21 protein-coding genes and 1 pseudogene are annotated in these 23,309 nt (G+C 64.7%); 8 read left to right on the top strand and 14 right to left on the bottom strand.

Annotated elements, in window-relative coordinates; genetic code table 11:
• Nucleotides 1-51: 51 nt before the first annotated feature.
• The 6 genes from GR158_RS11490 to GR158_RS11515 form a co-directional block, all read right to left on the bottom strand.
• Nucleotides 52-1,074: a galactitol-1-phosphate 5-dehydrogenase gene (locus tag GR158_RS11490; protein ID WP_160871184.1), complete on the bottom strand. Its 1,023-nt coding sequence runs from the start codon at nt 1,072-1,074 to the stop codon at nt 52-54.
• A 99-nt stretch (nt 1,075-1,173) separates the two neighbouring features.
• Nucleotides 1,174-2,157, bottom strand: coding sequence for a substrate-binding domain-containing protein (locus GR158_RS11495; protein WP_160871185.1), 984 nt, complete (start codon nt 2,155-2,157; stop codon nt 1,174-1,176).
• A 331-nt stretch (nt 2,158-2,488) separates the two neighbouring features.
• A complete protein-coding gene (locus GR158_RS11500; protein WP_160871186.1) occupies nt 2,489-3,328 on the bottom strand; it encodes an alpha/beta hydrolase in 840 nt (279 codons plus the stop codon).
• An 18-nt stretch (nt 3,329-3,346) separates the two neighbouring features.
• Complete coding sequence (locus GR158_RS11505) at nt 3,347-4,810, bottom strand: NAD-dependent succinate-semialdehyde dehydrogenase (protein ID WP_160871187.1); 1,464 nt, start codon at nt 4,808-4,810, stop codon at nt 3,347-3,349.
• Between the two features lie 21 nt (nt 4,811-4,831).
• Entirely contained in the window at nt 4,832-6,031 is a 1,200-nt protein-coding gene (locus GR158_RS11510) for an iron-containing alcohol dehydrogenase (RefSeq protein WP_160871188.1), read from the bottom strand.
• 21 nt (nt 6,032-6,052) lie between these two features.
• Entirely contained in the window at nt 6,053-7,057 is a 1,005-nt protein-coding gene (locus GR158_RS11515) for an Ldh family oxidoreductase (RefSeq protein WP_160871189.1), read from the bottom strand.
• Nucleotides 7,058-7,129: 72 nt separating this feature from the next.
• Here GR158_RS11515 and GR158_RS11520 point away from each other — a divergent pair, with 72 nt between their 5' ends.
• The 6 genes from GR158_RS11520 to GR158_RS11545 all read left to right on the top strand — a co-directional run bounded on the left by GR158_RS11520 (nt 7,130) and on the right by GR158_RS11545 (nt 12,858).
• Nucleotides 7,130-7,843 carry a GntR family transcriptional regulator gene (locus GR158_RS11520; protein ID WP_160871190.1) on the top strand — a complete coding sequence of 238 codons (714 nt, stop codon included), beginning with the start codon at nt 7,130-7,132 and terminating at the stop codon, nt 7,841-7,843.
• On the top strand, nt 7,840-9,432 hold the full coding sequence (locus tag GR158_RS11525) for a sugar ABC transporter ATP-binding protein (RefSeq protein WP_160871191.1): 1,593 nt from the start codon (nt 7,840-7,842) through the stop codon (nt 9,430-9,432). Before GR158_RS11520 ends, GR158_RS11525 begins: the two co-directional genes overlap by 4 nt.
• On the top strand, nt 9,395-10,393 hold the full coding sequence (locus GR158_RS11530; protein ID WP_134650396.1) for an ABC transporter permease: 999 nt from the start codon (nt 9,395-9,397) through the stop codon (nt 10,391-10,393). The genes GR158_RS11525 and GR158_RS11530 overlap by 38 nt, the downstream gene beginning before the upstream one ends.
• A gap of 47 nt (nt 10,394-10,440) precedes the next feature.
• On the top strand, nt 10,441-11,406 hold the full coding sequence (locus tag GR158_RS11535) for a substrate-binding domain-containing protein (protein ID WP_134650395.1): 966 nt from the start codon (nt 10,441-10,443) through the stop codon (nt 11,404-11,406).
• A gap of 63 nt (nt 11,407-11,469) precedes the next feature.
• On the top strand, nt 11,470-12,057 hold the full coding sequence (locus tag GR158_RS11540) for a DJ-1/PfpI family protein (RefSeq protein ID WP_160871192.1): 588 nt from the start codon (nt 11,470-11,472) through the stop codon (nt 12,055-12,057).
• Nucleotides 12,058-12,231: 174 nt separating this feature from the next.
• Nucleotides 12,232-12,858, top strand: coding sequence for an alpha/beta hydrolase (locus tag GR158_RS11545; RefSeq protein ID WP_160871193.1), 627 nt, complete (start codon nt 12,232-12,234; stop codon nt 12,856-12,858).
• Between the two features lie 3 nt (nt 12,859-12,861).
• On the opposite strand, the gene GR158_RS11550 is transcribed toward GR158_RS11545, so the two are convergent.
• The 3 genes from GR158_RS11550 to tauA form a co-directional block, all read right to left on the bottom strand.
• Nucleotides 12,862-13,701 carry an ABC transporter permease subunit gene (locus GR158_RS11550; protein ID WP_160871194.1) on the bottom strand — a complete coding sequence of 280 codons (840 nt, stop codon included), beginning with the start codon at nt 13,699-13,701 and terminating at the stop codon, nt 12,862-12,864.
• Entirely contained in the window at nt 13,698-14,504 is an 807-nt protein-coding gene (locus GR158_RS11555) for a taurine ABC transporter ATP-binding protein (RefSeq protein ID WP_134650391.1), read from the bottom strand. Before GR158_RS11555 ends, GR158_RS11550 begins: the two co-directional genes overlap by 4 nt.
• Before the next feature lie 87 nt (nt 14,505-14,591).
• On the bottom strand, nt 14,592-15,596 hold the full coding sequence (tauA, locus tag GR158_RS11560) for a taurine ABC transporter substrate-binding protein (protein ID WP_134650390.1): 1,005 nt from the start codon (nt 15,594-15,596) through the stop codon (nt 14,592-14,594).
• A gap of 464 nt (nt 15,597-16,060) precedes the next feature.
• Here tauA and GR158_RS11565 point away from each other — a divergent pair, with 464 nt between their 5' ends.
• Entirely contained in the window at nt 16,061-16,528 is a 468-nt protein-coding gene (locus GR158_RS11565; RefSeq protein WP_134650389.1) for an Rrf2 family transcriptional regulator, read from the top strand.
• A gap of 21 nt (nt 16,529-16,549) precedes the next feature.
• Here GR158_RS11565 and GR158_RS11570 read toward each other — a convergent pair whose 3' ends face one another.
• The 5 genes and pseudogenes from GR158_RS11570 to GR158_RS11585 form a co-directional block, all read right to left on the bottom strand.
• Nucleotides 16,550-17,629 (bottom strand): acyl-CoA dehydrogenase family protein, encoded by a 1,080-nt coding sequence (locus tag GR158_RS11570; protein ID WP_160871195.1) that lies wholly within the window; start codon nt 17,627-17,629, stop codon nt 16,550-16,552.
• A 260-nt stretch (nt 17,630-17,889) separates the two neighbouring features.
• Entirely contained in the window at nt 17,890-19,374 is a 1,485-nt protein-coding gene (locus tag GR158_RS11575) for an NAD-dependent succinate-semialdehyde dehydrogenase (protein WP_134650387.1), read from the bottom strand.
• A gap of 96 nt (nt 19,375-19,470) precedes the next feature.
• A pseudogene (locus GR158_RS25630) lies at nt 19,471-19,585 on the bottom strand (IS30 family transposase); the annotation flags it as partial.
• Nucleotides 19,586-19,651: 66 nt separating this feature from the next.
• The gene (locus GR158_RS11580) at nt 19,652-20,920 is read right to left on the bottom strand and encodes an SfnB family sulfur acquisition oxidoreductase (protein WP_160871196.1); all 1,269 of its coding nucleotides are present in this window, start codon (nt 20,918-20,920) and stop codon (nt 19,652-19,654) included.
• Nucleotides 20,921-21,232: 312 nt separating this feature from the next.
• On the bottom strand, nt 21,233-22,474 hold the full coding sequence (locus tag GR158_RS11585) for an AGE family epimerase/isomerase (RefSeq protein ID WP_160871197.1): 1,242 nt from the start codon (nt 22,472-22,474) through the stop codon (nt 21,233-21,235).
• Between the two features lie 359 nt (nt 22,475-22,833).
• Between GR158_RS11585 and GR158_RS11590 the strand changes: the two genes are divergently transcribed.
• Nucleotides 22,834-22,986 (top strand): hypothetical protein, encoded by a 153-nt coding sequence (locus GR158_RS11590; protein WP_160871198.1) that lies wholly within the window; start codon nt 22,834-22,836, stop codon nt 22,984-22,986.
• The last annotated feature ends 323 nt before the right edge of the window (nt 22,987-23,309 follow it).

Below are 23,309 nucleotides of genomic sequence, written 5' to 3' on the forward strand. Positions count from 1 at the left end.
CCTCCCTAAATTCTCCGTCGCCCGGCAACGCCTCCAGTGCCGGGCACCCCGTCAGGGGTGGAACATGATCTTCGAGAAGAAGAATTCGCGGTCGGTGCGAAGCCGCTCGAAGATCCCAGGCAGTTCCTCCAGCTCCAGATCGTGTGTGATCATGAACTCCCACTTCAGCGCACCGGACGCAAGCTTGTCCAGCGTCACCGTCCACTGCGGGCCTGGATAGGGTGCGCCGAAGGAGTTCCACGAACCGTGCAGCGACACTTCCTGGCGCAGGAAATGCTGGAAGGCGGCATTGGTGAGGGGTATGTCGCCGACGGGAATGCCGATGAAGACCACATGACCGCCTGGCGCGGCGAGCCTGACGGCGGCGTTGACGGATGTCGGATGCCCTGCTGCTTCCACGATGATATCGGCGAGAAGCTCCTTGGGCAGGTCGGCTCCGGCGAGGAAGGCGTGCGTCGCGCCGGCCTGGCGGGCAAGTTCCAGCTTTTCCTCGGAAACATCGATGGCGACGACTTCGCGCGCGCCCATCAGCAGCATCCACTGAATGGCGAAGAGGCCGATCGGGCCACAGCCGATGACCGCGCCGCGATCGCCCATGCGCACGCCGCCGGCCTTCCAGATGGCGTGAAGGGCAATCGAGGCGGGATCGACCATGGCGGCGGCACGCGGATCGCAGCCTGCCGGCGCCTTCAGGAGGTTTTCGACCGGCGCGCAGACCCATTCGGCATAGGCGCCGTCACGGCGCGAGCCGAAATAGTCGTAGTTGCGGCACCGCGAGAAATTGCCGGTTGCGCACTGGTCGCAGGTGCCACACGGCAGCATGGGCGGGATCGTGACGAGGTCGCCCCTGGAAAAGCCCGTGACCGAAGCGCCCAGTTCCTCGATATGTCCGGAAAATTCGTGGCCGCAGATGATGGGCATCTTGTGCGCGCCCTTGATGAGCATGCGCGGCAGGTCCGATCCGCAAACACCGACGGCGGCCACGCGCAGCAGGACCTCGTTTGCCTTCGGAACGGGCTTGTCGACATTTTCGAGGCGGATGTCTCCGGGCGTGTGGAGGACGGCGGCGCGCATGAATGGGTTCCTTTAAAAACGAAATGGCTTGCGCCGGCGGACAGCCGCCAGCGTTCGGAAGAGCGGGAGGAGCCGGAGCTCCCCCCGCCGCCCTGGGAGTTATTTGTCGAGAACCTGCGGACGGTATTCCGCAAACAGTTCCTTATGCGGGTATTCGCCGACCTTGTCGGGCGTCACGAGGGCCGTGCCTGCATCGACGAAAGCGGGGACCGTCTTGCCGGCAGCAGCCTCGCGTGCGACCTGGATGGTGACGTCGCCGAGATATTGCGGGTCGTTCAGCGCGGTGGCGATGTACTTGCCGTCGGCCATGGCCTCGAGCGCCTCGGACAGGCCGTCGACGCCGGCGATCAGCACGTCGTCGCGGCCGTTTTCCTTGAGAACCTGCAGGGCGCCGAGCGCCATGTCGTCGTTATGGGCGTAGACCACCTTCACATCGGCATTGGCCTGAAGAAGGTCCTGCATGGCGGTCACGGCGTTGGCGCGGATATATTCCGCATAGGGGCCTTCGACGATCGTGTGGCCGGAGCCTTCAAGCGCGGCATGGAAGCCATCGCGACGGTCCATCATGACTGCACCGCCGGCATCGCCCTGGATCTCGATGACCTTGGCGCCGGTGACACCATCGGCCTTCAGCTTCGCGATAACGGCTTCTCCGACCAGCTTGCCCATCGCCTTGTTGTCGCGGCCGACATGGGCGGCGACCTTGCCGCCGGTGACGGGACGGTCGACGGTGATGACGGGAATGCCGGCAGCGGCGGCGGCCTCAAGCGACGGGGCGACGGCTTCCGGGTTGACGGGGTTGATGATGATCGCGCTCACACCCTGGGTGATCAGATCCTGGATATCGTTGTTCTGCTTGCTGACGTCGCCATTGGCGTCGAGGAAGACGAGTGTGTCGCCGGATGCCTTGGCGGCGGCCTCCGCACCGTTCTTCAGCTGGACATAGAAGGGCGACTGAAGCGTGACCTGGCTGAAGCCGATCTTCAGGCCCTCGGCATGGGCGGCGGCAGGCGAAAGCGCCATGACGGCGAGAACCGAAACGGTGCCGGCGAGACCGGCAAGAAATGTACGACGCGTGTTCATTGGTTTCCTCCCTAAAGAACCGAAAATCGCCCTCTCTCCCAGAGAGCAACATAAGTGATATTATTTCACATATGTTGCTAGCATGGCATCATGGGCGCCGGAACCTTGTCAATCCCGTGACGAGGCATTGACGGAAAGAATATCCAACCGATTGAATTTGCTACTTTTATCGGTGATTTTTCCAGGAAGATTCATCCTGCCTGCGCGAATGCGGCGTGCAAAATTGCGTTTGCGGGAATTTTCCGGGCGAAAATGCCGGCAACATTTGCAGCTTTGGCAAATGGAGGGGAAGAGACAGGGCGGCGCGGCTTCGCTTTCCGCCCGGATCGCGTCAGCTCGACGCGACCATATCCGCGATGCGGCCGCCGGCGATGCCGAGCGGGTTTGCCAGGTCCAGCACGACCGACATGTGGTTGAGGCCGGGCAGCGGGAGAAGCTGGGCAGCCTCGCCCTGCGCGTTCAATCGGGATTGCAGTGCCGATGCGGGCTCAAGGAAGGGCGTCGTTTCCTCCGCGCCGAAAGCGATCACACGCAGGGGGCAGGCATGCTGGGCGGCGGTAAAAGGCGACCACGCCGCCGCCTCCGCGGGTGTCATCCTCGCCTCGTCGCGCAGGAAGCTGCCGGGAATTCCAGAGAGGTCATAGATGCCGCTGAGCAGGAAAAGTCCCTTCAGGGCAGGAAGCGGTGGCGGGTCTTTTTCGTCGAGGCCCGTCGCGGCAAGGAACGAGGCGAGATGGGCGCCCGCCGAATGGCCGCTGACGGTGAGCCGCGTGGGATCGGCGCCAAAATCGCGTGCGTGCTCCTGAAGCCAGAGCACGGAACGCCGCACCTGGCCGACGAGCACATCAAGCCGCTCGCCGGGCATGAGATCATATTCGACGAGGGCCGCGACACCGCCGGCGGCCAGGACCGGTGCGGCAACGAAGCGATAGTTCTCCTTCTCGCCGGAGCGCCAGTACCCACCATGGACGAAGACGTGCATCGGCGCACCGGCCTTCGGGCGCTCCGGCAGGATGACATCAAGCACCTCGCGCGGCCGCGCGCCGTAACGCAGATCGGCCAGCACCTCCGCACGAGCCGAAAACGCCCGGCTGCGCGCGGCGAATTCGGCCGCGATCGCGTCGAAATCCGGCACGAAATCGCGAATCCGGTAAAGGTCCTGTGACGTCATCCTCTTCGCTCCCCCGCGTCAGTACTCGACGGCGTAATACTTCGCCTCCATGAATTCCAGAATACCGGTAACGCCGCCTTCACGGCCGAGACCGCTCTGCTTCACGCCCCCGAAGGGTGCTGCCGGGTCAGACATCAGCCCCCTGTTGATGCCCAGCATGCCGCTTTCGAGGCGCTTGCCGACCTTGAGCGCCCGCTTCAGGTCTCCGGAATAGATATAGGCGGCCAGACCATACTCGGTGTCATTGGCAAGGCGAACCGCCTCGTCGTCGGTGTCGAACTTGTAGACGGGCGCGATGGGGCCGAAGATTTCCTCGCGCGCAATGGCTGCGTCGACGGGCACGTTTTCAAGAACCGTCGGCGGATAGAAATAGCCGTTTTCGCCAAGCGGCTTGCCGCCCGTCGTGACGCGGGCGCCTGCGGCCACAGCGTCGGAAACGAGGCGGTCGATCTTGCGCACGGCATTCGTCGTGATCATCGGACCGCATTGCGTCTCCGGATCGTAGCCGGGACCGATCCTGAGCGCCGCCATGCGGGCCGTCAGGCCGGCGACGAAGGCGTCGTGGATGCCCGATTGCACATAGAAGCGGTTGGCGGCGGTGCAGGCTTCCCCGGCATTGCGCATTTTCGCGATCATCGCGCCGTCGAGTGCGGCTTCGAGATCCGCGTCGTCGAAGACGAGAAACGGCGCGTTGCCGCCAAGCTCCATCGAGCAGCTGACGACCGACTTGGCGGCCTCGGCCAGAAGCGTACGGCCAACGCCCGTGGAGCCGGTGAAGGAGAGTTTGCGCACGCGCGGATCGGCGAGCATGGCGTTCGTCACGCCGCCCGGATTGGTCGTGGTCAGCACGTTGACGACACCGGGCGGCACCCCTGCTTCCTCGCCGAGGCGCGCCATGGCATAGGCGGTGAGCGGTGTCTCGGAGGCGGGCTTGAGGATGACGGTGCAGCCCGCGGCAAGCGCCGGGCCGATCTTGCGCGTCGCCATGGCGGCAGGGAAGTTCCACGGCGTGATGAGGACCGCAATGCCGATCGGCTCGTGATCGACGAGGATATTGTGCGAGCCGGACGGCGTATGACGATATTCGCCCGGAATACGCACGGCCTCCTCGGCATACCAGCGGAAAAACTCAGCCGCATAGGCCACTTCGCCGCGTGCATCGGGCAGCGCCTTGCCGTTTTCGAGCGAGATCAGTGTGGCCAGCTCCTCGGCGTGCTGCGTCATCAGCTGGAACCAGCGGCGCAGGATTTCGGCGCGCTGGCGGGCCGGGGTGGCGCGCCAGCCTGCGGCAGCCGCCTCGGCCGCGTCGACGGCACGGCGGGCATCGTCGATGGACGCGTCGGCTACCTCGGCGAGCAGGTTTCCGGTCGAGGGGTCGAGAACCTTTATCCCGTCGCCCTTGACCCAGCTGCCGCCGATATAGAGGCCCTGGGCGTGGAGTGCGGGATCGGCATAGCCGGAAACTTTGGCGTGGAACGTCATGGCTTGTCCTTTCAGATCAGATCAGATCAGGCTGGCGCGGTCGCCGCCATGCGCGGCGGCGACGAGGGAGCGCATTTCCTGCGGGTTCAGCGGGCGGGGATTGTTCTGGATGAGGCGGGCGATACCGGAACTCTGCTCGGCCACCCAGTCGATGCGGTCTTCGGCCAGGCCAAGATCGCGAAGCGTGACGGGAATGCCGATCCGTTCGAACAGCGCGGCAAGCGCAGGAATGACGTCCTCGGGGCCGTCGAGACCCGCGGCGTCGGCGATCTCGGCAAGTTCCGGCCCGATGGCCGGCTGGTTCCAGGTCATGACATAGGGCATGAGGCAGGCGACGCCGAGGCCGTGAGCGGTGTGTGTGAGCGCGCCGACGGGATACTGGATGGCATGGGCCGCAGCCGTGCCGGCCACGCCGAAGGCAAGCCCCGCAAGCGTCGCACCGAGCATGACCTTTTCGCGCGCGGCCTGATCGGCGCCGTCCTTGCAGGCCGCTTCAAGCCCCTGCCACAGGAGGCGTATGGCGCTCAGCGCAAAATGATCCGACAGCGCATTCTTGCCGACGAAGACCCGCTGCAGCGCAAGGCCGGGCACGGGATCGCGCCGGATGGCCGTGAAGGCCTCGATGGCGTGGGTCAGGGCGTCCGCGCCGGCAATCGCCGTCAAACCGGGCGGGCAGGAAAGGGTCAGTTCGGGGTCGCAGATCGATACGGTCGGAATGAGATGGGGGCTGGAAATGCCGACCTTCAGGCTGCGCTCGCTGTCCGACAGCACCGCGACCGGCGTCACCTCGGACCCCGTACCGGCGGTGGTGGGAATGGCGATCAGCGGCAGCACCGGCCCGGGAACCGTGTGTTCGCCGTAGTAGTCCTGCGGGCGTCCGCCATGCGCAAGAAGAAGCGCCACGCATTTCGCCATGTCCAGGCAGGAGCCGCCGCCGATGCCGATGACGAGATCAGGCCGGAATATCCGCGCATTCTCGGCGCTCGCGACGGCCTGCTCGACGGGAACGTCCGGCAGGGTGGAGCTGTCGATGAGCACGGCAAGGCCTGCGGCCTCCAACTGGCCGACCAGCGCACGGAAATCGGCGTCCGCCGCAAGGCGGGTATCCGTGACGACCAGCGCGCGCCGGCCGAGCGTGGCCGCGACGCTGCCGAGCGCGTGGCGCTGGCCGGCCCCGAAGAGCAGTTCGCGCGGCGCCCTCAATGTGCCGAATAGGTTCATTCCGTGTCTCCTCCAGTGAATTCAGGCGGCCTCAAGGGCCATAAGCTGTTCGAAAAGCGGTTGCGGCAGGGTAATGCCCTCGGCCATCGCGGCGGCCCGGCGGCTGCGCGCGCCATCGCCGGGAACGGCGACGGGTCTTGCAGGATCGAGCGGGCGGGAGAGCCGCAGGCTGTCGAGATAGGCGGTCAGCGCGGGGGCCGCGCCCTTGCCGGCCGCGGGGTCGATGAGGACGAGAAGGTCGCCCTTGTTGGCGGCGTGAGCGTCATCGAGCGTGCCGTGCACGTCAGGCGACAGGGCCGAACCGGCAAGCGCCGCCACAAGAAGCTCGATGGCGAGGCCAAGACCATAACCCTTCGCATCGCCGAACGGCGCGATGGCGCCGCTCTGCGCGGCGAGGGGATCCTCGGTCGGCTTCCCGTGCGCATCGACGGCCCAACCTGGCGGGATCGGCACGCCGCGCAGCGCATGGTTGCGAATCTTGCCCATGGAAACGACGCTGGTCGCGAGGTCCAGCACGAACGGTCGCTCGCCCGCGGGAATACCGATCGCAACCGGGTTCGTGCCGAGCACGGCCTCGGTGCCGCCGAAGGGATGGACGAGGGCTTCGCTCGTGGACATCACGATCGCGATCAGCCCTTCGCGCGCGGCGGTCTCTGCATAATAGGCGAGCATGCCGATATGGTTGGCGTTGCGAATGGCCGCCGCCGCTATCCCCGTTTCGGGCAGGTTCTGCCTCAGGCGCTGCATCGCATTCATCAGCACGACGGGACCAAGGCCGCGCTCGCCATCCACATCGAGAAAGGCCTGCCGCGACCATTTGAAGGCCCCCTGCGCGCGCCCGTCCGCCAGTCCCTTCTCAAGGCGTGACAGCAAAAGGGGCAGGCGTTGCAGTCCGTGCGAGGGCAGGCCGCGCAACTCCGCCTCGACCAGAAGGTCGGCCTGGAGCGCTGCGGCCCGAGGCTCCACGCCCCGGCTTTCGAGCAGCGCCGTCGCCAGCCTACGGAGTTGATCGGGCATCACCTGCATTTCATATCCTATATCGGATCATATACGATATTGTATTTGACATAGGATATCTTATTTGCAACAAAAGATCGCATGTCAATAAGCAGTCGGAGAGCAAACGTGGCAATTGCAGCGGAGCGGGAAGGCAAGGCGCCGGTTATTCGCCCCATCAGCGTCGTGGAAGGTGTTTACGACAGTATCTACCATCGCCTGATGTCGCTGGAGATCGCGCCGGGAGCGCGCATTCCGATCGACGTGCTCTCCCGGGACCTCGGCGTATCGCAGACACCGATCCGTGAAGCGCTGAGCCGTCTGGAGCGCGAGGGGCTGGTCCGCAAGGAACATCTCGTCGGCTACAGCGCTGCCCCGCAGTGGACGCGCAAGCAGTTCGAGGACCTTTACGTCTTCCGCCTTCTGGTCGAGCCGGAGGCGGCGCGGCTTGCGGTCATCAACATGACGCCTGAGGCGCTGTCGCAGCTGGAGACCTCCGCCGCCGATATGGGTCATGGCGAGACGCCGGTCGACCGCAACACCCGTTATTCCCGCTTCGCCCGCGCCGATGCACAGTTCCACGACGCCATTCTCAAGATCGCCGGCAACGAGATCATCCGCAGCACGCTGTCGAACCAGCATGTCCACCTGCATATCTTCCGGCTGATGTTCCACACCCGCGTCACGCAGGAGGCTCTTGAAGAACACGAGAACCTGCTCGCCGCCTTCCGCTCCGGCGAGCCGCAGGCGGCATACGATGCCATGCGCGTCCATATCGAGCGTTCGCGCGACCGCCTGTTGTCGGCCTTCGAATGAACGCGGTCGTCACCCCACAGCTGGCCATGGCGCCCGCAGGCACGGCCGCCGCCCTCGGCGCCGAGGGGCTTGGCAAGACCTATGGCCAGATCACCGTGCTGTCGGATGTCACACTCGATATCCGCCCCGGCGAGGTGCACGCGATCATCGGCGAGAACGGCGCCGGCAAGTCGACGTTGATGAAGCTTCTTTCCGGCCATGTGGCGCCAACCGAAGGCAGCCTCTTCCTGGACGGCAGGCCGGTCGCGTTCCGCAATGCGGTGGAGGCCGAGGACGCCGGCATCGTGCTGGTTCACCAGGAAATCCTGCTGGCCGCCGACCTGACCGTCGCCGAAAACCTCTTTCTCGGCCGGGAGGTCGGCCGCGGCCTGATGGTCGACGATCGGTCGATGAACCGGCGCACCGCCGAACTCCTGGCAAGGGTGGGCTCGACTGCGCGTCCGCGCGACCGCGTCTGCGACCTGCCGCTTGCCCAGCGCCAGCTCGTGCAGATCGCCCGCGCCCTGCTGGACGAGCGCAAGGTCGTGATCCTCGACGAGCCGACGGCCGTGCTGGCGAATGACGAAGTGGCGGCGCTGCTCGACATCGTGCGCAGCCTGCGCGACCATGGCGTCGCCGTGCTCTACATCTCGCACCGCCTCGACGAGGTGCAGGCGCTGGCCGACCGCATCACCGTGCTGCGCGACGGGCGGATGATCGGCACCTGGCCTGCCGCCGGCCTTGGCCAGCGCGAGATGGCGGAGCTGATGGTCGGACGCGAGCTGGACATGCTCTATCCGCACAAGCGGCCGCAAGCCACGGCCGAGCCGATCCTGACCGTGACCGGTCTTGCCGTCGATCACGGCTCCGAGACGGTATCCTTCGACGTGCGTCCGGGCGAGGTGCTCGGCATCGGCGGCATGATCGGGGCAGGACGCACGGAACTGATCGAAGGCCTGATGGGGCTTCGCCCTTCGCAGGCGGCGCGCGTGACCGTGAATGGCAAGGAGATCGCCGGCCGGTCGGTGCGCACGCTGATGGAAGCCGGGCTCGTCTACCTGACCGAGGACCGAAAGGGAAAGGGCCTTCTTCTGGAGGAGAAGCTCGGCCCCAACCTGACGCTCCAGGCGCTCGATTCCGTCAATCCGGGCGCCGTTCTCGACAAGCGGGCGGAAGTCGTGCGGCTGGAAAAGGCGGTGGCCGATTATGACATCCGGGTGCGCTCGCTGCGCCTGGAGGCCGGAAAGCTTTCCGGCGGCAACCAGCAGAAGCTTCTGCTGGCCAAAGTCATGATGGCGGATCCTTCGGTGGTCATCATCGACGAGCCGACCCGCGGCATCGACATCGGCAACAAGAGCCAGATCTACGACTTCATCGACGCGATGGTGCGCGCCGGCAAGGCCTGCATCGTCATCTCGTCGGAAATGCCCGAACTGGTCGGCCTCGCCGACCGGGTGCTGGTGATGCGGGCCGGGCGGATCGTCGCCGAGCTTCGCGGCAATGACATCAATGAGGAGAATGTCGTCTATGCGGCCACGACGGGTGGCGGTGCGGACGGCGGGGAGGAAGACCATGACCACCGCAGCGACCATAACAATCCCGCCGGCTGACGACGCCGCCCGCATCCGCTGGGCCGATCTGGCGCCGTTCATCGCCCTTGCGCTGATCGTGCTCTTCGGCGCGCTGGTGAATTCCAATTTCGTCTCGTCGGCCAACCTGATCAACGTCATCACGCGCAGCGCGTTCATCGCCATCATTGCTGTCGGGGCGACCTTCGTGATCTCCTCGGGCGGGCTGGACCTGTCGGTCGGCTCCATGATGGCCTTCGTTACCGGCATCATGATCATGGTGATGAACCATCTTGCGCCCAACTTCGGCGCCTGGGCCATCCCGATGGGGGCTGGGGTCGCCCTGGTCGTCGGCTCGCTGTGCGGGCTCTTCAACGGGCTGATCGTGACGGTCGGGCGCATCGAGCCCTTCATCGTGACGCTCGGCACCATGGGCATCTTCCGCGCCTTCATCACCTTCATGACGGACGGCGGCTCGCTGCCGATCGACCGCAGCCTGCGCGAGGCCTATCGCCCGGTCTATTTCGGCAGCCTGTTCGGCATTCCCTATCCGGTGCTGATCACCTTCGTCGTCGTGCTCGTCGGCGCCTTCCTGCTCTACAAGACGAAGTTCGGCCGGCGCCTCACGTCGGCGGGTTCGAATGTCGAGGTCGCGCGCTTTTCCGGCGTCAATGTCGCTGCCGTGCGCACCATGGCCTATGTCATCCAGGGCGTCTGCGTGGCCGTCGCCGCCATCTGCTACGTGCCGCGACTTGGCGCCGCGACCCCCACGACGGGACAGCTGTGGGAACTGCAGGTCATCACCGCAGTCGTCATCGGCGGCACGCTGCTGCGCGGCGGACGCGGACGCATCGGCGGCACCGTCGCCGGCGCGCTGATCCTCGAGGTCATCGCCAATGTCATGGTGCTGTCGGACATGGTCTCGGAATATCTCGTCGCCGCCGTTCAGGGCGCGATCATCATCATCGCCATGCTGGCGCACCGCTTTACCGCCAACCGCTGATCCCGGCCCTCGGTCGAGACCGGCATTGACTTCAAAAGGAGGAGAAAATGAAGTCTATCATGCAGAAAGCAGCACTCTTGCTGTCAACGGCCGCCCTGGCCATCGCCCTGCCGCTCGCCAGCGCCCAGGCGGAGGAGAAGGTGACGATCGCCGTGTCCATTCCGGCCGCAACGCACGGCTGGACGGGCGGCGTGGTCTATCACGCCGAGCAGGCCGAAAAGGAAATCGAGGCCGCGTTCCCGAACATCGACGTCGTCCTGTCCACGGCGTCCTCGGCGACCGCGCAGGTTTCCGCGCTGGAGGATCTTTCGGCGAGCCGCAAGCTCGATGCGCTCGTCATCCTGCCCTTCACGTCGGAGGAACTGACGGGGCCGGTCGAGCAGATCAAGCAGAAGGGGACCTTCATCTCGGTCGTCGACCGCGGCCTGACGGACCCGGCGGTGCAGGATCTCTATGTTGCCGGCGACAATATCGCCGTTGGCGCCAACACCGCGCACTGGCTCGTCGACAAGCTGGGCGGCGAAGGCCAGATCGTCGTGCTGCGCGGCATCCCGACCGTCATCGACGACGAGCGCATCAAGGGCTTCTCGGATGTCATCGCCAAGTCCAACATCAAGATCCTCGACATCCAGTATGCCAACTGGAACCAGGACGAAGCCTTCAAGCTGATGCAGGACTATCTGGCGAAATATCCGAAGATCGACGCCGTCTGGGCCAATGACGACGACATGCTGCTCGGCGTGCTCGAGGCCGTCGACAATGCCGGCCGCAAGGACATCAAGTATGCGCTTGGCGGCAACGGCATGAAGCAGGTCATCGAGATGGTGAAGGAGAAGAACGAGCGCACGCCGATCTCCACGCCCTATCCGCCGTCGATGATCAAGTCGGCCATCTACATGACGGCTGCCCAGTTTGCAGGCCAGGCACCAGTGCGCGGCTCCTTCCTGCTTGGCGCGCCGCTCATCACCCCGGAAAATGCGGACCAGTTCTACTTCCCCGCATCCCCGTTCTGATCGCAGACCGTGCCCGGCTTCAGCCGGGCACATCACGACAACCATGAGACAAGGAGACAAGACATGAGCGGCAAGAAAATCCTCATGCTGACCGGCGAATTCACCGAGGAATACGAAATCTACGTCTACCAGCAGGGGATGGAGGCTGTCGGCCACACGGTGCATGTCGTGTGCCCGGACAAGAGGGCCGGCGACCGCATCAAGACCTCGCTGCACGATTTCGAAGGCGACCAGACCTATACCGAAAAGCTCGGCCACTACGCCGACATCAACAAGACCTTTTCCGAAGTCCGCGTCGAGGAATATGACGCCGTCTACGCCGCCGGTGGCCGCGGCCCGGAATATATCCGCACCGACAAGCGCGTGCAGGACATGGTGCGCCATTTCCACGAGAGCGGAAAGCCGATCTTCACCATCTGCCACGGCGTGCAGATCCTGATGGCCGTGCCCGGCGTGCTGAAGGGCAGGAAGGTCGCCGGCCTCGGCGCCTGCGAGCCCGAAGTGACGGCCGTCGGCGGCATCTATATCGACGTGAAGCCCACCGAGGCCTATGTCGACGGCAACATGGTCTCGGCCAAGGGCTGGACGGGCCTCGCCGCCTTCATGCGCGAGTGCCTGAACGTGCTCGGCACGAAGATCACGCACAGCTGATCGGCAGCGCTCCTGGCACGCCCCGGGTTAAACGCCCGGGGTTTTGCCGTTCGCGGCCCAAGCTTCTGCAAGGAAATTCTATGGATTTGCAGGACTATAGGAGGGACTTTCTTATCTTCCGCAGCCTTCGCGCGCATCATCGCAAGCATTCCGATTTGCGAAGGAGATTGCGCGATGCGCTCGATCGATATTCCGCTCGACACACTTATCCTGCCCGGCCTCAACGGTTCGCCCGAGGCCCACTGGCAGCGCCACTGGGTGCGTGACAATCCGCAAAGCCGTGTCGTCGAGCAATATGACTGGACCTGCCCGGAGCGGCAGAGTTGGCTCAGCCGCGTGGAAGAGGATATCGAGCGGGTGGGCCACGACGTCTGGCTGGTCGCCCACAGCCTCGGCTGCGTGCTGGCGGCACATCTGGCACAAAGCCCCATCGCCTCGCGCATCCGCGGCGCGCTGCTCGTCGCACCCTGCGACCTCGATACGACGGAAACGATGCATCCGTGTATCATCCGGTTCGGCGCGATGCCGACAGCGCGGCTGCCGTTTCCCTCGCTTGTCGTCGGCAGCCTGAACGATCCCTATATGCCGGTCGCCCGGCTCAAGAAGACGGCGGACAACTGGGGCAGCGATCTCATCGATATCGGCGGAGCGGGCCACATCAACATCGCGAGCGGATTTGGCCGCTGGGCCGCGGGCTACGACTTTCTCGAACTTCTGAAGGAACGCGCGGCCTTCGCCGCAACGAAAGACGGCCGCCTGTTTTCGGCGGCCGTGTCGAATACGGGGCTGATGCTCAACTGAGCATCAGCGATGCGCCGCCCACGGCACAAGCCGGCGCTCGATCAGCCGCGCGAGGAACTCCAGCAGGATCGCGATCAGGGCGATGACGACGATGCCGGCAATCACGATATCGGTGACGAGAAACTGCGCGGCCGACTGGATCATGAAGCCGATGCCGCTCGTCGCGGCGACGAGTTCCGCCGCAACCAGCGTCGTCCAGCCAGCCCCGAGCGCGATGCGCACGCCCGTCAGGATCGATGGCACGGCGCTTGGAAGGACGACTTCGGCCAGCACCTGCCGCCGGGTGGCGCCAAGCGAGCGCGCCGCGTTGACGTGATCCTTCGAGACGGAGCGTACGCCGGCGGACGTCGAAAGAATGATCGACGGCAGCATGGAGAGCGCAATCACCGTGATCTTCGACGCCTCGCCGATGCCGACCCAGATGATGATGAGCGGAAGATAGGCGAGCGGCGGCAGCGGGCGCAGGAATTCCACGATGGGATCGAGAATGCCGCGCCCGACGCGGCTCGTGCCGATGGCGATGCCGGCCGGAATGCCGATCAGGATCGACGCGATCAGCGCGCCGAAGATCCGGGAGAGGCTGGCGCCGACATGTTCGGCGAGCGTCGCATCGACGAAGCCCGTCACGACGAGATTGTAAAGCGCCACGACGACCTGCCGGGGGGAGGGCAGGAACACGGGCGATACGAGCGCGTAGGAGGCTGCAACAGCCCACGCGCCGATGATTGCCGCGACCGTGACCGCGGAGATAAGGGCCACGGGAATGGGGCGGCCGGCGGCCTTCTCGTCGGTTGCGGTGTCGGCCGCGGGGGCGAGCGTTTCGATGTCGGTGGAGAATGTCATGCCGCGAGCTCCTCGTCGTCACCGGAATGGATCAGGCCGGTCAGCCCGGCATGCATGCGCTTGAAGATCGGCGAGGCCTTCACGGCTGCCACGGAGGCGCCTGCGCGCACCTCGGCATTGAAGCCGGCCTCGATCTCGGCGGTGAGACGACCCGGATTGGGAGAGAGAACGACGACGCGCGTGCCGAGCAGCAGCGCCTCCTCGATGCTGTGCGTGATCAGAAGCGCACCCGCGCCGCTTTCCGCCTTGATGCGCAGCAGGAATTCCTGCATGCGCGTGCGGGTGAGGGCATCGAGCGCGCCGAGCGGTTCGTCCAGCAGCAGGAAGCGCGGTTCGGCCGCGAGCGCGCGCGCGATACCGACGCGCTGGCGCATGCCGCCAGACAGTTCCCAGATATTCCGGTCGCCGGCATCTGCGAGGCCGACACGATCGAGCAGCGCCTGTGCACGCGCGCGCCGCTCGCCGAGCGGCACACCCTTGAGCTTGAGAGGAAAGGCGACATTGTCGCGCGCATCGAGCCAGGGATAGAGTGCATCGTCCTGGAAGACGACCGCGCGGTCCGCGCCGGGCCCGCGCACCGGCGCGCCATCCACGGTGATCGTGCCGGTGCTCGGTGCCAGGAAGCCGGCGGCGAGGTTGAGCAGGCTTGTCTTGCCGGAGCCCGAGCGGCCGATGACGGCCACGAGTTCATCGGAGGCGACCTGCAGGTTGATGCCGTCGAGGACACGCTTTTCACCCGCGCCCTTGCGGCCCGGCTGCGGCGGATAACGAAGCGACACGTTGCGGAATGTCAGGATGCTCATGAGGCCTCCGGAAGGTAAAGGGTTCAGCCGATGGCCCGGCGGCGCTTTCGCGCGACCGGGCCATCTCCGCCGCAGGATCGTCGCGCGTCAGTTGACGAGCTTTGCCGCATCCGTCACCCAGCGGGTGGAGACGTAGGGCGTGTAGTCCGAGAGTGCCGCCGGAATCTTGCCCTGTTCGAGCAGGAAGGCGGACGTATCCGAAACGGCCTTCACCGTGCCGCCGCCCAGGAGCGGTTCGCCGGCTTGCTCTTCGAGCGTCGGGAAGATGTACCCCTTGAGCAGGGCCGGCACCTCATCCTGCTTGGCACCGGTGAGGCGGGCGATCTTTTCCGCTTCAGGCGACGTCGCGTTCCAGGCATCCGGGTTGGCGCGATAGGCCGCGGTCGCATCGCCCGTCACCTTGACGAAGGCCGTCACGACATCGGGATGTTCCTCGGCGAATTTCTTGCTGACGATCCAGGCGTCGAAAGTCGGCCCGCCCCATTCGGCGACATCCGCCGAGGTCGCGAGCACCTTGCCGCTCTTCTTCAGCTGCGCCAGTACCGGATCCCAGACATAGGCACCCTCGATGTCGCCACGCTCCCAGGCGGCTGCGATTTCCGGCGGGCGCAGATTGAGGATCTCGACCGACTTCGGATCGACATTCCAATGCTTGAGCGCGGTCAGGAGGCTGTAATGCGCGGTGGAAACGAAGGGCGTCGCGATCTTCTTGCCGACGAGGTCTTCCGGCTTCTCGACCGACTTGACGGCCAGCGCCTCGGCTTCGCTGATCAGGCCGACGACGAAGATCGCCTCGATGGGCAGTTCGCGGCTTGCCGCCGCCGCGAGCGGCGACGAACCGACATAGCCGATATCGAGCGAGCCGGAAGCGATCGCCGCGATGACATCGGCGCCGCCATCGAACTTCTGCCAGTTGATCTTGGCGCCCGTCGCCTTCTCGTACGTGCCGTCGGCCTGCGGAACGCGCGACGGCTCGACGATCGGCTGGTAGCCGATATTCAGCGTCACATCGGCGGCGCGGGCGGTGCTGAACGACGCCGCCATTGCAACGGCGGCGGTGGCGGCCAGCAGGGTCCTGCGGGTAATGGTCATGGTCCTCTCCTCAAATTGCCGTCGCCCTGTCTGCGGGCCGGTTATTCAAAGCTACATAATCAATAATTTTAGTAGAGAAATTTTCGCCTCAATCTTGGTGGCTGTCCGCGATTGGTTTTGCGTTTTGCACGCGCACCGCGAAAACCGGGTCGAGCGGCGCTATCGGCCGCGCAATGGCAGGCCGGGCGCCGTATCGGCAAGGAGAAATCGCCCGAGATGGTGCCGAATGGGCACGGGTCGAACGAAAACGACCTAAGGGCTTGACAGAAGCAGCAATTTCCTTGCGGGCGATGCCGTAAATAAATTATACCGTTTTTATATGTTTTTCGCACTTCGGTGCCTAGAATGGGCCAGAATCACCCGTCAAAGGGGAATCGGTCGATCTTCCCGAAGAAGACGAGGAAACGCGGCGTGCGCAAACGTGTGGCACGCGACGCATAGATGCTGATGGAAAGCAGGCAAGAATGCTGACGAAAAAGGGAAAATACGGTCTGAAGGCCCTGGTGGACCTCGCACGGCTTCAACCGGGCGAAACGGCTTTCGTCAGCGAAATCGCCCTGCGCAACAATATCCCGAAGAAATTCCTCGACACGATCCTTCTGGAACTGCGCAATGCCGGCATGCTGCGCTCCAAGAAGGGCCCGGGCGGCGGTTATTCGCTCTCCCATCCCGCGTCCGAGATCCGCATCGGCCACGCCATCCGCGTGCTCGACGGCCCGCTGGCGCCCATTCGCTGTGCCAGCCGCACGGCCTATGAGGCCTGCGAGGACTGTGCCGATCCGGAGACCTGTCAGGTCCGCCGGGCCATGACGGATGTGCGCGATGCCATCGCCTCGATCCTCGACACGATGACGCTGGAACAGTTCGTCGCCGTGCCGGGTGCTGCGGCAATCATCGAGGACGAAGACGGGCGCGAGCAACTGGTGGGCTGATCGCGCCCGCCGGATCTGCGCCTAAACGTCCCGCGCCCCGCCGCTCCTGTGCGCATCGATCGTGATCCGTCCGCTTTCGGCCAGCGCTTCCATCACCTGCGCGGTGAGGGGGATATCGGCCGGCGGCTCGCGACCGGCTGATGCAGCGTCATGCGCCACCGCCTGCGCAGAAGCCAGCGCGGACGCGGATGCCTGGAACGCATTGATGCGATGTTGATCGGCAAGGCCGATCTGCGCCGCGTCGATCGCGCGCCCTGCATCCGCGATGATCGCTTCGGTAGCGGCAAGGCGGGCCGTGAACAGCCCGACCGCGAGAGGGTCTGCATCACCCGCATCCAGAAGCCGTTCCAGGACGCCCCGCGCGGCGCCGAGCCGGCACGCCGCCTCCAGAAGCAGGCCGAGCGAGCGGGGAACGGCCACGGGCACCGCATCTCCTGAGGCCTGAAGCAGGAAGTCCGGCTCCACCGCGACATCCTTCAACAGCACATGTTCGGCCGCCTGTGCGGCTCCCGGCGCAGGTTCGCAGGTATTCGCGACGAAATGCACGCCTTCGGAGCGAACGGGCAACAGGAGTTTCCCCGTCCGTCCGCCGGTCTGCACCGGCAGCAGCATCCAATCGGCATGGCGGGCACAGGGGGTGCAGAAGACCTCGCCACCAAAGCGCAAGGCAACCCCATTCGACTGGATCGGCAGGGCTTCGCCCGACCGTGCGGCGCCGCGAGCGACACGCGCGCCCGCGAGAGCGGCGGCGAACACGGTCTTGCGCTGGCCCTCGGTTCCGTGGCTGCGCAGAGATTCAAGCCCGACGAAATGGGCGGCCAGAATATCGGCGAGCGGGGCGGAGCGCACCGCAGCCTCGCAACAGATCGTCGCCAGCACCGTATTGGAAACATCGATGCCACCATTGTCGGTGGGCACGGATATGCCGAAGAGGCCGGAGCGCGAAAGCAGTTCCAGCCGCAGCTCGGCCGTGCCGGGCGCGCCCGCGGTGCCGCCGAAGACACCCGCGAGCGTGCGGATGATCGTTAAGGCCTCGTCCTCCGTGCCGATAACGGCAGCAGTGCGCGAGGGATGGTCGAGCGTCGACGAAATCGTACCCATGTCGTCTGCTCCTTGCCGAAGGTGGTTTCAGGTCGCACAGGCTCAAGCGGGTAAAAAATCACATTCTATAGATACTGTATAGATTCTTTTCGATGGTTTTCAGCGCCAATCCGATGCCGGCAGCGCCGGGCCATCATGCCGGCCTCCATCGTGCAACCAGCATTTTATCGGTCTCATGCGTAGGGAACGCCGACATCATTACGGATGCCGGTTCCGCGATCGGAAGAAAACGGGGCAGGGCGCTCGCTGTTCCCGTCCCGTCAGATCCCGCCCATGCAGAGATACTTCATCTCGAGATAATCCTCCAGCCCGTGGCGGGAGCCTTCACGACCCATGCCGGATTGCTTGACGCCGCCGAAGGGGGCGGCTTCGGAGGACATGCGCCCGGTATTGATGCCGACCATGCCGTATTCCAGCGCTTCGGCGACGCGCCAGACGCGGCTGAGATTCGAAGCGTAGAAGTAGGCGGCGAGCCCGTAGATCGTGTCGTTCGCCTCCCGCACGACAGCATCCGCATCCTCGAAACGGATGATCGGGGCAAGCGGCCCGAAGGTCTCCTCCTGGGCGACGCGCATGTCGCGCGTGACGTCCGTCAGGACCGTCGGCGCGAAGAAGGTGCCGGCACCCTCGTAGCGCCGGCCACCGCAATGAATGCTGCCGCCCTTGGCCACGGCGTCGGCGACATGGGCCTCGATCTTGGCGAGCGCGCGGTCGTCGATCAACGGACCGATGGAAACGGCCGGATCGAACCCGTCGCCGACCGACAGCGTGCCGACGCGCTCGGTGAACTTCCGCGCGAATTCGTCATGGACGCCGGCCTGCACATAGAGCCGATTGGCCGAAACGCAGGTCTGGCCGGCATTGCGGAACTTCGCCTGGATGGCGCCATCCACCGCAGCATCGACATCCGCATCATCGAAAACGATGAAAGGTGCGTTGCCGCCGAGTTCCAGGCTGAGCTTCTTCACCTGGTCGGAACATTGCCGCATCAGCAGCCGACCCACCTCCGTCGAACCGGTGAAGCTGATCTTGCGCACCTTCGGATGGCTGCAAAGCTCTCGACCGACAGCATCGCCTTCCGATGCGTAGATGAGGTTGACCACGCCTTCGGGGAACCCGGCCTTCTCGGCCAGCGCGAACATGGCGCCGGCGACGAGCGGCGTCTGCTCGGCGGGCTTCAGGACGACCGTGCAGCCCGCCGCAAGCGCCGGCGAAATCTTGCGTGCCACCATCGATGCCGGAAAATTCCAGGGCGTGATGGCGCCCACGACACCGATGGGCTGCTTGATGACCATCATGCGCCGGTCGCGGGAAGGGGCGGAGATCGTCTCGCCGTAGATGCGGTTGGCCTCTTCGGCGTACCATTGCAGATAGGCGGCGGCGTGCGACACCTCGGATTTCGCCTCCGCGAGCGGCTTGCCCATCTCGGCCGTCAGGATGATGGCGAGATCGTCGGTGTGTTGCACGATGAGCTGGTGCCACCGCCAGAGCGTGTCGGAGCGCTCGCGCGCGGTCTGGGCTGCCCATTCGGTCTGCGCGACGGCGGCGCGTTCGATGGCCGCCCGCGTCTCTTCCGCGCCCATATCGGGAAGCGTGGCAAGGACCTCGCCGGTGGACGGGTTGAACACCTCGAACGTCGCCGCACCCGCGCCATCGGCAATAGCCCGGAACAAGGCCGGATTTTCCAGCCGGCGAACGAGATTCTGCGACAGACCCACCTGATTCCTCCCCGGACGAACGCGCATCGAGAGACAATCAGATACGAGCGGGCCCCGCCGTCCGCAACCCGTCATTCTGTCACGGAGGCAAGTTCTGTTATGGGAGGAGGGCTCTCATGTGCAATGCCCGTCGTAATCGGACAGTTCACGATCACGGAACGTGTCGCGCTTGATCCCGCAGTAAATGGTCGAACGATGGCCCGCCAGGCTCGCGGGCCATCTCGTTGGCGAGAACTTTGCCGCCGCATGTCGTACTCAGCGTATGGCGGCCCTCCTCAGTTTACGGCGGGCAACCTTTCGGTTCTTAGCTCCACGCGTGGCGCGGTGGGTTGAGGTCGTTCAGGTAGTAATTACCGACGTGGAAGAACTTCCATCGCACGGGGTCGTGCAGGGTGTGCGCCCGCGCGTTGCGCCAGTGGCGGTCGAGATTGTGCTTGGCAAGGGTGGAGCGCGTGCCGGCCAACTCGAAGAGCTTGTTCGTGGCGAGGATGGCGATCTCGGTCGTGAGCACCTTGGCCTCCGCAGTCTTCACGGTCGCCTCGGCGATGGTGTCTTCCGTGGCGTTTGCCAGACCGGCATCGATAGCTTCGCCCGCGATATCGAGCAGCGCTTCGGCGGCATGCAGCCTGATCTTCAGATCGCCGATGGCGGCGATGGTGAAGGGGTCCTCGCCCGCGGTTTCCTTGCCGCTGTCGATCCACGGACGGCTCTGCGTCTTGATGAAGGCAATCGCGTCATCGATGGCGCCGCGCGCAATGCCGGCATCGATGGCCGCCTGGATGATCTGCGAAACCGGGCCGGCCACTGTCGGCCGATCGAAGGCGAGGACAGGCAGCGCGCGGCTTTTCGGCACGCGCACATTCTCGATCCTGACCGAGCCGGATGCCGTCGTGCGCTGGCCGAAGCTCGACCAGTTGTTCGTGACGGTGATGCCGGGCGCCTCCCTGTCGACGAAGACGAGGTAGCTTTTTTCGTCAGCGTCCAGGGCAACGACGGGAATGATATGGGAGAGCAGGGCGCCCGTCGTGTAGAACTTCTCGCCGTTCACGACGGCCTCGTCTCCATCGAACGCCACCCGCGTCTCGAAGGTGCCGACATTCTTGCTGTTCAGCTCCGAAAAGGCGTTACCGAAACGTAGGCCGGAGAGGACCCAGCCGAAGAATTCGCGTTTCTGCGCTTCCGTGCCGTCGAGATCGATATGGCCATTGATGGAGAGATGGTTCTGGGTGATCTGTGCGATGGAGGAGTCCGCCGCCGCGATGATGGCGATCACGCGGGCGAGGGTACGGTAGGAAACGCCCGCCCCGCCATAGGCCTTGGGCACGTTGATGCCCCACAGGCCGCTCTGGGAATAGGCGTCGATTTCGGCGAGAGGAAGCAGGCCTTCACGGTCGCGCAGTGCCGCGCCGGTGGTAAACTCCGCAGCCAGTCGCTGAGCAATCTCAATAGCTTCGGCATCGCTTGTGATGATATGGGCCGGCGTCTGTGGCCGCGGCCGCGGCGGGACCGGATCGCTGGAGTTGACGCGCGGATGAACGGTGTAGTCGATCGGCTGCTGTTCGATGATCCCCATGGCGGTGCTCCCTGTTGGCGGAAAGCGTAGCCTTTCAGGATTTCTATAAAATCAGTAGACAATCTATTTTACGAAAGGGTCTGCGGGAGAAAAATCCTTCGCCGGCGACGACGGCCGGCATGGAGACGATTGCGGCCTGGAGGATGTCGTTAAAAGCCGAGCCGGCTTCCGGGCCGAGGAAAGCGCCGTCGCTATCGTTCCCTTGGCGATCCTGCGTCGTCGTGCGCGCATGATGCCGGGAACACCACATCGTAAAACGCCGCCGGAGCGGCGGCGTTTCGGATCCCGACGGTCTCGGCGCGGTAGCAGATGTCAGCGCTGGCCCGCTTCGATGATGCCGCGCGTCAGGCTGCCGGTTGCCGGATAGAGCGGGATGAGGCAGGCCTGGAGGGCGTGATAGATATCGCTCTTGCCCGCAAACAGCGTGTAGCTCGGCGTGAGGTCTTCCGTGAGCTCTTCGTGCCAACCACCGCGCTCGTTGTCGAGGAAATGGCGGGAAATCGAGCCCCAGATACGCCGATACCAGAGTTCATGCTTCTCATCGGGCAGATGTTCGCACAGAAACGCTGCGGCGCCCACGCCCTCGGCCATGGGCCACCAGAGCTTGTTGCGCTTGGCCGGGACGTCGTCCCAATCAAGCGTGTAGTAGAAGCCGCCCTTTTCCGTATCCCAGCCCAATGCGATGGACTGGTCGAACAAGGCCTTCGCCGCGTCCGGCATCCAGGCATGCTTGCGGCCGCCGAGTGCATAGAGCTGGAGCACCAGGCGGGTCCATTCCAGCCAGTGGCCCGGCGTGGTGCCGGAGGGACGGAACATCTCGTTACCGCGGTAATCGCGATCCAGCACCCAGTTCTCGTCGAAATGTTCTCCCACGCGGAAACCGCTCTCGGCGGCACGGCGGCGGATGATGAGGTCGGCGATGCTCTCGGCGCGGTCGAGATAGAAACGCTCGCCGGTCGCCTCGTATGCCGCCATGAGGGCCTCGGTGAGGTGCATATTCGAGTTCTGGCCGCGATAGCCGGCAACCGGCGTCCAATCGGCCTCGAATTCCTCCGCGATGGCGCCGTGACGGTCTTCCCAGAAGTGCTTGTCCAGAACCTCGGTCACGTCGGCGATCATGCGGTCGGCATCGGGGTGGCCGGCAAGCTTGGCGCTCGAGGCGGCCAGCAGAACGAAGGCGTGGCCGTAGCCCTGCTTGGTGGCATCCAGCAGGCCGGCATTGTCGAGCGACCAATGATAGCCGCCGCGCTCGTGGTCGCGGTGCTTTTCCCAGAGGAATTTCATGCCGTGGTCAACGATCTCGTCGGAGCCGGGGCGGCCAAGCAGGCTGCCGATCGCAAAGCAATGGACCATGCGGGCGGTGGAATGAATGCCGCGCACCGGGTTGCCGGCATTGAGCGGGCGACCGTCGACGTCGAGTTCGTGAAAGCCGCCGAGCGGATTGAAGGCCCGGTTCTGGAAGAAATCGAACAGGCGGTTTGCCTCCCGCCAGAGCCACTGGCGGTGATAGTCGCGCTTGCGCCAGGCTGTGCCAAGGTGTCCCGTTGCGCCCATGATGCGTTCTCCTTTTTGGTCGGTCCGCAGTCGTGTCCGGTGCTGTCGGGGCGGGAGGAGCGCAGGGGAGGCGTCGTGGCGTGACATTCACGCACGGCCCGCAACACTCGCAATGACGGCTGCCTCCGACAGGTGGGGCGGGATTTATGGCCCAGAACGCCTTGCCCTGCAACCCGTCACCCACTGTGGCAAGTCATCGCCGGAAGAAGGGAGAAACGCGAATTTACGATTGCGGCCAAAATGAGAAAAAATACCCTACCAATCTTATAGGGATCCTATAGAAATATCTCCGGAGCGGAGTGAAGCGCTCTTCTTGGCCAACCTGCGATAAGCAGACGCTCGAGCAAAGGACGGTGGCAATGCGCGATATGAAACTCGACAGCCGTGCGACTTACGCAACCTTCGGCTCGCGCCGTGCCCGCCGGGCGGAGCGTCAGGCGCTCGTCAGCACCGTGCTCTTTGCCGGTGCCTTCATCTTCGTGAGCGCCGTGGTTTTCGGCTTCGTCGGCTGAAAAAGCCTTTGCGATTTTTAGACCCCCAATTTTTAAACAATGAATGAACCGTATATCGGACGTTACTATACAGTGACGGCCGCGGCAGTCATGGCTTTTCGACTGCGAACCCTGCCCGGGCCCCTGTCGAGCGGTCATTTTCGCTTCATCCGAACCAGTGGCCGCGAGCCGCTTTCCCGGCTCGTCGCGTGCGACGCAAGGGAAAGCCGCCGGTCTTCGTGAGCAAGACGACAGGATTTACCTGGCCGCAATTGGTGCTGTTTCAGCCCGGCCATGGCCTGTTCCAGGAGAAGAACCTCATCGAGATATCGAACGAGGCGATG

Source organism: Shinella sp. AETb1-6 (genome assembly GCF_009826875.1).
GTDB lineage: Bacteria > Pseudomonadota > Alphaproteobacteria > Rhizobiales > Rhizobiaceae > Shinella > Shinella sumterensis.